We start from the raw sequence: 10,150 nt of genomic DNA, 5'->3' as shown, positions 1-10,150 counted from the left end.
GATTAAATCAAGGAGATACTTAAATTCAGAATGTTCTTTCATATAGTCAGAGTAGACGAAATCGAAGTACAGTTGAGAAGAGTTACCGAATAATGACAATTGAATGACCTCCTTACGAGATAATAAAAATGTGGTATCAAATAAATTATGCAGTGAGGAGGTAAAAGTATAATATTGAAGGTATTAAAAGTTGGTTACAATGCATGTTTTAGAATTTCTGAAGACACTATATAAAATCTCTTATTAAGGAGGTGAAACCATATGCTAGCAAAAAAGGAAGTTTACTTAAGTGGCTGGGGTGATATGTGCTGTCGTTCACATGATGCGGCTTTTTTTCAAAGTGATTTCAACGAATTTGAAACAGAAATTCTTGAAGCACTTGCTAGGATTGAAACCGAGCCTTCTGAAATCGTACTTAAAAACGAGGAGTAAGCTAAAAAGGGAGGAATACTAAGTGTTCCTCCCTTCTTCGGGTTACTATTACAACATATAAAGGTGGGGCATTTGAATGATAAAATTAGGAAAAGAACTTGTTAAATCAAGATACCTTCATACATTTAAAAAAGGTGATAAAACAATAATATTCAATAGCTTGAATCTTGAAATATTTGAAGGAGAACAATCTTACTACGAAATTATAAATAAATATTTGGTTCCTTCAAAGTGTGTAAACATTACTAAAGAGTTATCTGAATTATTTGATTCAAAAATTATTGTTTATAAAGAGGAAAACGAGTCAAATCAAGCATTAAAACGATTGAGGGAACTGCGGAGTAAGGCACTGAGAGAGAAGAAGGGAAGAATAGGTTTTATGCGCATTGATCTTACTGAGCAATGCAATATGGCTTGTTCCTACTGTTTTCAACAACAATTTTATAAGCATCGTCAGCCAGTTATGAGTATGGAAAAATTTGTTGAGATTATGAACTGGTTTATTGAGGAGAATCGAGGAAACGTACCACGTGTACAATATTTTGGTGGGGAACCACTTCTAAAATTTGATCTAATACAGAGGGGTAATGAAATGTTAGTTGATGCGAAAAATAAAAATAATATAAGCAATTATTCACAAATAATTACAACTAATGGAACTCTTATGACAAAAAAAATTGCAGATTATTTAAACAAATGGAATTTTGATGTAGCATTTAGCCTTGATGGGTGGAAAGACCTTAACGATAAAAGTCGCGTGTTTAAAGGAGGGCAAGGAACATATGATAGAGTTTTACAAGGAATTCATAATTTTAGGAGTTCAGGTGGAAATGTTAATATTTTGCTTACACCGCGGAATGACAATTTGGTTCATATTCCAGAAATTGTTAAGCATTTTGTTGAAGATTTGGGAGCAACAACTGTTGGTGTTAATTCTCCTCAACCGACAGAGGCAGGTTGGGAGGTAGAAGGACATGGTCTTGCGAAAGCCACTCAAAAGGCGTGGGAATACTGCATTGAAAAAAATGTTAATTTCGTTGGACCGGGGACGTTCATTCCCAAAATAATCAAATCAAAGTCTGCTCAAGTTGGTCGTTGTGTGGATGGAAATAGTGGAGAAGCTGAAGCAGAGTGGTCAATATATATTTCTGCAACAGGCGATTTTTCTTATTGTCTTGTTCATCACCAAGACGATAGATGTGTATCGGATGACCCAAAACAGATAAAGCAAGAATCAAAATTCAGATTGTGGCATTATAACACTTCTGATCATCCTGAATGCGATACTTGCATTGCTAGTCAAATCTGTGGTGGTCCTTGCAGCCTTGAACTGGCTTTACGCAGGGGAGAATTAAATCCAGATCGATGTAAATTTTATAAAGATATGGTCGAGTGGGTGGTGAAAAGGTGAATCTTCAAAAGAGAACATTGATTAAACAGTTGGATCAATTACCAGAAAATTCTATGGTAAAAATTTGCGGTTGGTTAGCCGTATCCAATGAAGACTTAATTGTTCGTGATTTCACGGGTGCAATCATTATAAAAGATATCGATGAAAAACTTTCTTCTGAAATAGGAAGCCGTGTCCAGGTCAAAGGGCTTTATTGTGGTAATAAAATAATGGTAAAAGAATTGAGCATAATCAGCCGATCGAATTTAATTATTTCAAATGATAAAGTTCAATCAATAAAAAAATATAGACAAACAGAACATGTGAACTTACTTCGGCAGATGAATATCGCTGAACAACTTGTTCGAGGTTTTCTATTAGAAAACAATTTTATAGAAATAAGAACACCCATCTTATGGGAGCCGCCTATTAGAGAATATGGGCAGCTGGAGTTAGAGGCTGTTCATCCTGAATTTCATAATTCAATGTATTCCCTCCTTCAATCTCCATTAGTTCCATCACTATTAATTGCAATTGGCGGTCTTGAAAGGACATTTCAATTTTCTCGCTGTTTTAGGTGGGATCCCCAGGGAGATGATAATACTAAGTCACTAGAATTTAACCAATTACACTTAACTATGGCTTTTACCAGCATGGAAGAAGGAAGAGAATTTTCTGAGAGATTGATTTCGCATCTCATAAACAATTTAAAAGGCGAAGGTTTTTCAAATAGTTTTTCTCGAATAACGTACGATGAATCAATCATGAAATTTGGTAATGATCGACCTGACTTTCGATATAATGAGATTCTAACTCCAATTATTTATTCGAAAGAAATTATTAATTCTCAAACTGATAGTCTTTTTCAAGGTGTATTAGTAAAATCATTACTGCCTGAATTTGTTCTTCGAACGTTGCTTGAATCTCTAGGTAAGTACTTCGAAAATGTAGGTATTATGACCATGTCGGGTGGAAATGTGAAAAAGTATGGTAATATCCACTTGAAAAATTTTAAGGCGTGGATTTCTAAATTTAATATAAAAAGTGATGTTACACTTTTTATACTTCAACCTAAGAGTGAAAGGTACGATCCACTAATAAAAGCTTTTTGTCGACAATTGGCGAAATACTTAAACCAATCAATAAAAGAGATAGGTATTGGATGGGTGGAGAACTTCCCATATTTATTTAAAATGGATGAGTTAAATGAAAAGGAATTAAAGTACTTAAAACATTTTAGTAGAAGTTTGTTTGGTCGTACTTATAAAGAAAATGGAAAAATATATTTAAGAAGTCATGATTTAATTTTAAATGGCGTAGAAATTGCAAGTGGTGGTGAAAAAGAACATGATGCTCTAAAGTTTAAGGAGAACTTAATTGTTGCAAGCAGGGGAGCGAATATAAATTTGGAAGATTATAATTACTACATTGAAGCTCTTCAAAATGGAGCTCCACCTCTTTATACAATTGCATTTGGTTGGGAAAGACTCCTGTCTCAAATATTCAAAACCAACTCAATATATGATTTAATAATATTTCCTAAGGACGGTGCTGGAAGATGGAAAGTAATAGAGTAAAAATAGAACAAGAAGCGAGGTTTGATCAAGTTAAAACGACGGAGTTATGTGAGGAGTATTTAAAAGTCGTGCAAAAAATTCTTCCGGGAAGAATAATGAGATGGGGATTAGATTGCCAGGTTCCGTTTGTAACACTTAATAAGTCAGTAATAACATCTTCTATTAATAAATTATATGAGCTAAAAAATAAATTACTAGCTATTCACGAGGATTCAATTGATTTTCAAATGCTAATTAAATCAATAAATTATAGATTATTTGAAATGGATGTTTTGTCAGAATGGCAGACGAGACCTTATTTTTATATCGAACGACAGCTGAATTTTTTTGTGGATATATTCCAATCTGAATTATCGAAAAGCTTTAGTAAGGAATGGTTTGATGCTCGTATAAAGTCTATACCTGATCTATGTTTTACTGCAATCGAAAATTTAGATTGGCAAAGGGTGCCCTCCATAGAACGAATATGGGGTTCTATAAAATTAAAACGTATTTCTCAAATGCTCGAGGAAGTCCTAGTTAATCGGGGGGAATCAGAAAAATTTATACAGTCTATTTTAAAACCTCTACAAGAGTTTAGAAACAGGTTGGAGGACAAAACAGTCCTACATCCGATTATAAAACCTTGGAATTTAAATCAGCTTGAAAGGGTTATTGATGACATCTCTGGAATTAAGATAGATTCAGAGTTCCTTAGAGAAAAATGCTTGAAGATAATATCAGATACCAAAGTAATTGCTTCTCAGATACGAACTAAAAAGAATGGTATTAAGGTTGAAAAAGCTTGGATTAAAAAAAAATTACAAGACATATCCATTGCCTTCGCTAGTCTATTTGATATCTCTAATATGTTACTTGGTAGTTTAAAAATTTCATTAATAAATGATCTAAACGATGAAGATATTAACAAGCCACGAGCTTCGTACGCGATAGTTAATACATTAACGAATGAACCATCCTTTTACTTTTTCTGTAGACCAAGCTCTTATAGTAACCAAAGCCAACTTATCTTAGATTTAGTACATGAGGTATACCCTGGCCACCATTATGAACGCACACTTTACTATTCAAGTAACAAGAATAATTTATGCAGATTATCATATGAGAACATTTTTTTCATAGAAGGTTGGGCAAAGTATGTCCAAGATCAGTATTTATTATTGAACTTTGATGAAGAAATGAACCTTTGGAATAAAAGGGATCATTTTGTTATGGCTCTAAAGGCTTTGGCGGTGTTATGCGTTCACAAACAGAATGCTGACTGGTCATCTTCAATGTCTTATTTGTCTAACTTAACCGACTTGCCTTCTGAAATTATTGCATCAATTCTACTTGAAGCATATTTAAATCCAATTGATACTTTGGCGCCCCTTGTGGGTATCTTAGCTATACAAAAATACAGTGAGGTAAATGGTATCGATAATAATCTTATAAAAACAGGAGGATCTGACCTATGGGGCGTTTTGGTAAATCAATGAAACCCGACTCTACAATAATGAAATATTATTTTATTATTATCCTTTATAACGGTATTGATAAATTATTCGGAACCGTCTATGTTGCTCATATGGGTTTAAGGGGATTAACTTCATTTCAAATTGGCCAGGTATTAGCGATTTCTTCAATAGCGTTAAGTATATTTGACTTTCCAACTGGAAACATTGCTGATAAATACGGGAGGAAAAGATCGTTAGTGTTAGGATTTTTTATATGGTCCATCGGGTTACTGGTATTCTTCCAAGCAAATAATCTATTTACTTTTATCTTGAGTATTTTATTGTGGGCAGTCGGCGTTTCATTGATTAGTGGTACTCCAGGAGCTTGGTTTGTTGATGAAATTACTAAAGAGGGTCGAGCGCATTTAAAAGCGAAAGTGTTTCCGAATGCAAATGCAATTTCACTAATATTCGGCGCTATCGTGGCTTTATTGTCCTCTGTTCTTGCAATTGGTCGTCCGGATTTTCCCTTATTAGTTGCTGGTATAATGGCACTTGGAACATCGATCATGCTTATTTTTATTTTAAATGAAAATTACGGAGATAGGGCAATTTCATTTAGGAAAGCCCTTGTTCGAAACACAATTGATATTTTTAAAAGTGCCACAATGAGATTAATTTTGATTTACTCTATGACAGGAAGAATTGCTTTCCAGACCTTTGTAATGATATGGCAATTATATATGGTCAAAGAGCTTAAATTGTCTACCGCATACTTAGGTTTTACAATGGCTATTTTTCTTGTAGTATTAGCCGTTGGAAATAGTTTAGCAGGCATACTTCTAAAGCGTTTTGAAGGTGTGAAAGTATCAATAATAGGACAAGGTTTAATTGCAATTGGTTCTATTACAATTGTTTCTCACACTTCAATTGTTGCTTTCTACTTAGGAGCTAGTTTAATCGAATTGGGATTGGGCATAGATAAGAGTGCAAGTTCAGTATGGGTTCATGATTTCATTCCAAGTGAGAGGAGAGCATCTTATATTTCAGCTATTTCTGCTGCTGGATCCTTGTTTGGTTTTACTATTCCTTTAGTAAGTGGTTATATTGCGGATCAGATAGGTTTTCGCTACAATTGGTTGTTAGCATTTATAGGAAGCCTTATTACAATTACACTATTAATCAAAATCGGTACTGCAATAAGAACTGTGAGAGAAGGGGTACAGAATGTCGAGAAATCAAAATAGTGAAATCAATACTTGTTTCCATAAGGTACTATCTGAATGCGGAGTAATTGATCAATTTAAAAAAGTGATCATTATCTTTAAAGAGAATGAATACGTTTGGATAGAACTTAAAAACGTATTGGAAAAATATGAAGTTAATACTATAATGGTTCGTATTCCTAATGAAGAAAAAGATATTAACTCGTGGATTCCCAAAAGATGTGAAAATGGATTATTTTTTATTGAGCCGTTAGGTTTCTACGAAGCTGATTTGACGATATTCGGACTACCAATAGAAGCCCGCGATTATATATTTCAAAAACGCTTGCATGAGAGATTTATCGAACTTCAAACCTCTGGTCAACCTACTATTATGATTGACTGGCCACCTGAAGATATAGAATCTTCGCTCAAAGAACTAGTAAGTCACTTATATATCCGGGCTTTATGTGCTGATTACTCAAATGTTCATACAGAAAATGAACGCTTAAAAAATTGGTTGAATAGGGGACGTGCATATCGAATAACTACCAGTAACGGTACCGACATATTAATTAAACGAGAAGAGCGCCCTATCCATACTGAAGATTGTCTTATTAACAAAACGAATAAAAGTATTTTGCAACTGCCATGTGGAGAGGTCTTTTTTGCGCCCATTGAAAAAGCTTCAAATGGAGTACTAGTAACAAAAGTGGGTAAGAAAAAGATAGAGATTAGTATAAAGAATGGTGTTGCTAGATTTGAAGATGAAAGGTTTCTTAAAATACCTAATGAATCCTTTTTAGGGGAATTTGGTATAGGCACCAATAGATCAATGGCTAAGCTATTTTCGTTATCTTCAGGTGAAAAGGCTTACGGAACTTGCCATTTTGGTTTTGGTAACAATACAGATATAGGTGGGCAAATTTCCACTGAGTATCATTATGACATCATAATTGATGAACCTACGATAACAATTTTGGAATGATTTATGTCATGACAATAAGACATTTTCTTTACAATAAAAAAAAGATAGAAATTTTATCTCTTAACGGTAATTGGATCGACTTTCACGATTTAATTCCTTATATACCTATCGAAGATGGGGATCAGTTCTTTTTAGTCCTTTTTGGTAAAAAAGGAGAAAGGAAGATTTTTGTTGCTTACTATACTGAGAATACGATAGAGTGGCTAACAGTTTTTTTTGATGGTAGAGATGAGCTTTTTGATAAATGCCAAGCAAATATTGTAATCGAAAAAGTAGGAAATGAATTGACCCTAAATGTACAGTACCAAATAAGAGGAGTTAATATAGACTCTTATTTGATACTATTAGTTGAAGAAAAAATAAAAAAAATAAAAAAAATATCAATCAATGATTTAATGATTGTTGATTATCAAAGATTTGGCCCTTTTATTATTGGGGCACTTCATGAAGGAATAAGTAGGATAAATTTAAGTTATATACTTGTCTGGGAAGATGTATCTTCATTGTTGCTAACGTCACAAAAAGGATCTTTTACACTCCCCACCTGGACAATTTCTTGTCCAGCTGTTGTAAAAATTAATGATAGTTCTCTTTATTATTCTTCAAATCATAGTATAGCTAACAAAAATGAATTGTTTTTTGAAGATATTAGAAATATCGTAATTAATATAGAGACCGAACCTAGCAATTTTCAATACAGTTATTATTACGGATCAGTTATATCTAATGTTCCACTTAAAGATAAATGGGATTATAAATCAGAAATTACAAAAATTATTCAATATTATGAAGACCACTTTAAACCTCTTAAGTATCTTCACATTTCAACATATTCAGGAGATATTGCGAATGCAGTAAGTTTTTCACATTTAATATTATTTCGAAAGGAATTGCTAGCCAGTCCAGAAACTCTACTATTTAGTTATTTACCCCATGAAATCGCTCATCAGTGGTTTGGAAATAATATTAAGTTTAGGGGTAAAGGTGCATCGTTACTTACAGAAACAATAGCAGAACATTTACAGTTATTATATGATACTTACCGTTTTGGGCATTCCTTTTTAGAGCGTCGTTTAAACTGGTACAAAAAAAATGAAATTTCAAATAATAAATTTCAAAAGTATGCGTTTCTATTGTTGAAATGGCACGATATATTTGAAACATTAGGAACAAATAGTTACTTCAATCTTTTAAATGAGTTACTTTGTTCTAGCACTCGAATTGTTCAAGTTGATGAATTTTTAAGCAGATTTGCATCAGCAGCAAAAATAGACATTCATTTCCTGATAAAGTTATTTTCGGGATATTTCCAATAAGAGGTGAAGAGATGCTCCATCAATCTTTTTTAATTATGGGTGGTTGTAATTTAAGTTGCTCCTATTGCTATTACCAGGTAGGTAACCTTCACTATTCTCCCACTCGTTTAAAACCTTCAGATGTTGAACAATGGGTTGAAAAATGCATGCATTTAATGAAAATAGAATCCATTACCTTTACTGGAGGAGAGCCCTTATTAAGGAGAGATTTTTTTGAGTTTGTGGAGATACCTATAAGATACGGAATTGATACCAGAGTTTTGACCAATGGCACATTACTAACTGATAAACATGCAAGTTTCTTTCGTGATAATAATGTTGAGGTTTGTGTGAGTTTAGACAGTATATCTTCTAATTATCACAAACAACATCGTGGTGGATTTGAAAGAACAATGGAAGGGATTTTAAAACTACGCGATCATAAGGTCAGGCGCAGGTATTTGACCTCTATTATTAGTAAAGGTAATTTTGATCAAATTGAAGAACTAATAAATTTTGCAAGGCGGAATAATTTTGGAATCAGGTTTCATCCTATTGCAGTTGGAGAAGATAACCCACTATTTTTAGGTAATTGCTCCAAGCAAGAACAATCTTTAATATTAAACAGCTTAAATTCATGGGCTAAACAAAATAATAAAGAATACTATTTAGGATTAATTTATTCAATTATGAAGTTTGGAGCTCCTCCAAGATTGAGCGATTGCCCTTTCACAAGACAATCTATAGTAATCGATTCGGATGGAAGTATATATCCATGTTATCAACATAAAGATGATAAAAGGTATAGGCTCGGTAACATTACTCAGACAAGTCCTGAAGAGGTTGAAGAAAATAAAAGAAAATTTTTTACTCAGGTTCAACCTGCGTCATGCATAAAAACCGCTTGTCTTGGAGTATTTTAGTTGCACTTAATAACAAATATTTTTGTTCTAATTCAAGCGTTCTTTGCATGATCTAAGATATGAAATTCATCACAATGTGTTCTCTTGAGTTTGACAGTTGAGAGATGGTTTTTCAGTAAACCGAACGAAAGAAAGCGAGTTTGAGAGAATAAATCGCCTATTTTTTTGAAAAAAATTTTTGATGTAGTGACACTTTTGAAAAACACAGAAAGCAAAAAACGCTTTTTTACATTTATTCATGCCTGTTTTAGAATTCTTACATTTTTGTAATTGTCAAACTCAGGGTATTCCTAAATACGTATCTTTTCCAATTGAAGATAGATAAGTTATTGAATAAAAATCTATTATAAGATCTCAAGCTTAAAGACAAAAAATAGACCATACTTTAAACTAAAAGCCGACCAAGTTGCCCAGCATGGGCAATAGCTAAGCGGTGAAAGTCCGTTGTGGGCCAGGTAGCGGGAACCACTAGTCGAAGGCAAGGGTGTCCATCGTGAGGTGGAATCTGAAGGAAGCCCAAGACAAAGTCCCGGTCCGATGAACAAGAACCAGATACAAGGCTAAGTGGAGTGGACGAGTTTGCCTAACAAAACGAAGTCCAACAGCTATCCAGAACTTCACGGAGTAGATCTGGCGGATATATGGGATGAAAGTTATTGCACTTACCTGGGGAGATCTCAAGAACATGCTGTTAAGGCAACCCATGCAGCAATGTATGGCTGAATCTTGAGAAGTTAGCAGAGGTCATAATACTCATTGGAAGATGAGGAAGGACGGTAGATAAATAAATAAATTAATTAATTAATTAATTATCTACCTCCTACCCGATTTAAAAATTGCTGATAATTTCCACAAACTCTTCTCTTTCTTCCCCTTCAAACACATAAAAAGAAAGGGCAGAAGG

The 10,150-nt window shown here is 33.6% G+C and carries 9 protein-coding genes; all 9 read left to right on the top strand.

Translation table 11 applies throughout. The annotated features are described in order from the left end of the window. Nucleotides 1-261 precede the first annotated feature (261 nt). Nucleotides 262-432 carry a hypothetical protein gene (locus tag AA81_RS14260; protein WP_169926351.1) on the top strand — a complete coding sequence of 57 codons (171 nt, stop codon included), beginning with the start codon at nucleotides 262-264 and terminating at the stop codon, nucleotides 430-432. 76 nt (nucleotides 433-508) lie between these two features. Next, nucleotides 509-1,843 carry a radical SAM protein gene (locus tag AA81_RS09670; protein ID WP_103079265.1) on the top strand — a complete coding sequence of 445 codons (1,335 nt, stop codon included), beginning with the start codon at nucleotides 509-511 and terminating at the stop codon, nucleotides 1,841-1,843. Further along, nucleotides 1,840-3,399 (top strand): amino acid--tRNA ligase-related protein, encoded by a 1,560-nt coding sequence (locus AA81_RS09665; RefSeq protein WP_103079264.1) that lies wholly within the window; start codon nucleotides 1,840-1,842, stop codon nucleotides 3,397-3,399. The genes AA81_RS09670 and AA81_RS09665 overlap by 4 nt, the downstream gene beginning before the upstream one ends. After that, the gene (locus AA81_RS09660; protein ID WP_103079263.1) at nucleotides 3,381-4,877 is read left to right on the top strand and encodes a DUF885 family protein; all 1,497 of its coding nucleotides are present in this window, start codon (nucleotides 3,381-3,383) and stop codon (nucleotides 4,875-4,877) included. The genes AA81_RS09665 and AA81_RS09660 overlap by 19 nt, the downstream gene beginning before the upstream one ends. Continuing rightward, nucleotides 4,853-6,082: an MFS transporter gene (locus AA81_RS09655; RefSeq protein WP_103079262.1), complete on the top strand. Its 1,230-nt coding sequence runs from the start codon at nucleotides 4,853-4,855 to the stop codon at nucleotides 6,080-6,082. The genes AA81_RS09660 and AA81_RS09655 overlap by 25 nt, the downstream gene beginning before the upstream one ends. Further along, the gene (locus AA81_RS09650) at nucleotides 6,063-7,028 is read left to right on the top strand and encodes a M29 family metallopeptidase (RefSeq protein WP_012209362.1); all 966 of its coding nucleotides are present in this window, start codon (nucleotides 6,063-6,065) and stop codon (nucleotides 7,026-7,028) included. The genes AA81_RS09655 and AA81_RS09650 overlap by 20 nt, the downstream gene beginning before the upstream one ends. 8 nt (nucleotides 7,029-7,036) lie before the next feature. Beyond that, nucleotides 7,037-8,344, top strand: coding sequence for a hypothetical protein (locus AA81_RS09645; protein ID WP_041534130.1), 1,308 nt, complete (start codon nucleotides 7,037-7,039; stop codon nucleotides 8,342-8,344). An 11-nt stretch (nucleotides 8,345-8,355) separates the two neighbouring features. Then, complete coding sequence (locus AA81_RS09640) at nucleotides 8,356-9,246, top strand: radical SAM/SPASM domain-containing protein (RefSeq protein WP_012209360.1); 891 nt, start codon at nucleotides 8,356-8,358, stop codon at nucleotides 9,244-9,246. 579 nt (nucleotides 9,247-9,825) lie between these two features. Continuing rightward, a complete protein-coding gene (locus tag AA81_RS14415; protein ID WP_196793027.1) occupies nucleotides 9,826-9,969 on the top strand; it encodes a hypothetical protein in 144 nt (47 codons plus the stop codon). Nucleotides 9,970-10,150: the final 181 nt, after the last annotated feature.

The sequence above is a fragment of the Petrotoga halophila DSM 16923 genome, from assembly GCF_002924615.1.
This window is presented reverse-complemented; position numbering and strand designations above follow the sequence as displayed.

Coding starts and splice junctions, on each gene's coding strand:
- AA81_RS14260 (WP_169926351.1), top strand. CDS start 262: ATGCTAGCAAAAAAGGAAGTTTACTTAAGTGGCTGGGGTGATATGTGC.
- AA81_RS09670 (WP_103079265.1), top strand. CDS start 509: ATGATAAAATTAGGAAAAGAACTTGTTAAATCAAGATACCTTCATACA.
- AA81_RS09660 (WP_103079263.1), top strand. CDS start 3,381: ATGGAAAGTAATAGAGTAAAAATAGAACAAGAAGCGAGGTTTGATCAA.
- AA81_RS09655 (WP_103079262.1), top strand. CDS start 4,853: ATGGGGCGTTTTGGTAAATCAATGAAACCCGACTCTACAATAATGAAA.
- AA81_RS09650 (WP_012209362.1), top strand. CDS start 6,063: ATGTCGAGAAATCAAAATAGTGAAATCAATACTTGTTTCCATAAGGTA.
- AA81_RS09645 (WP_041534130.1), top strand. CDS start 7,037: ATGACAATAAGACATTTTCTTTACAATAAAAAAAAGATAGAAATTTTA.
- AA81_RS09640 (WP_012209360.1), top strand. CDS start 8,356: ATGCTCCATCAATCTTTTTTAATTATGGGTGGTTGTAATTTAAGTTGC.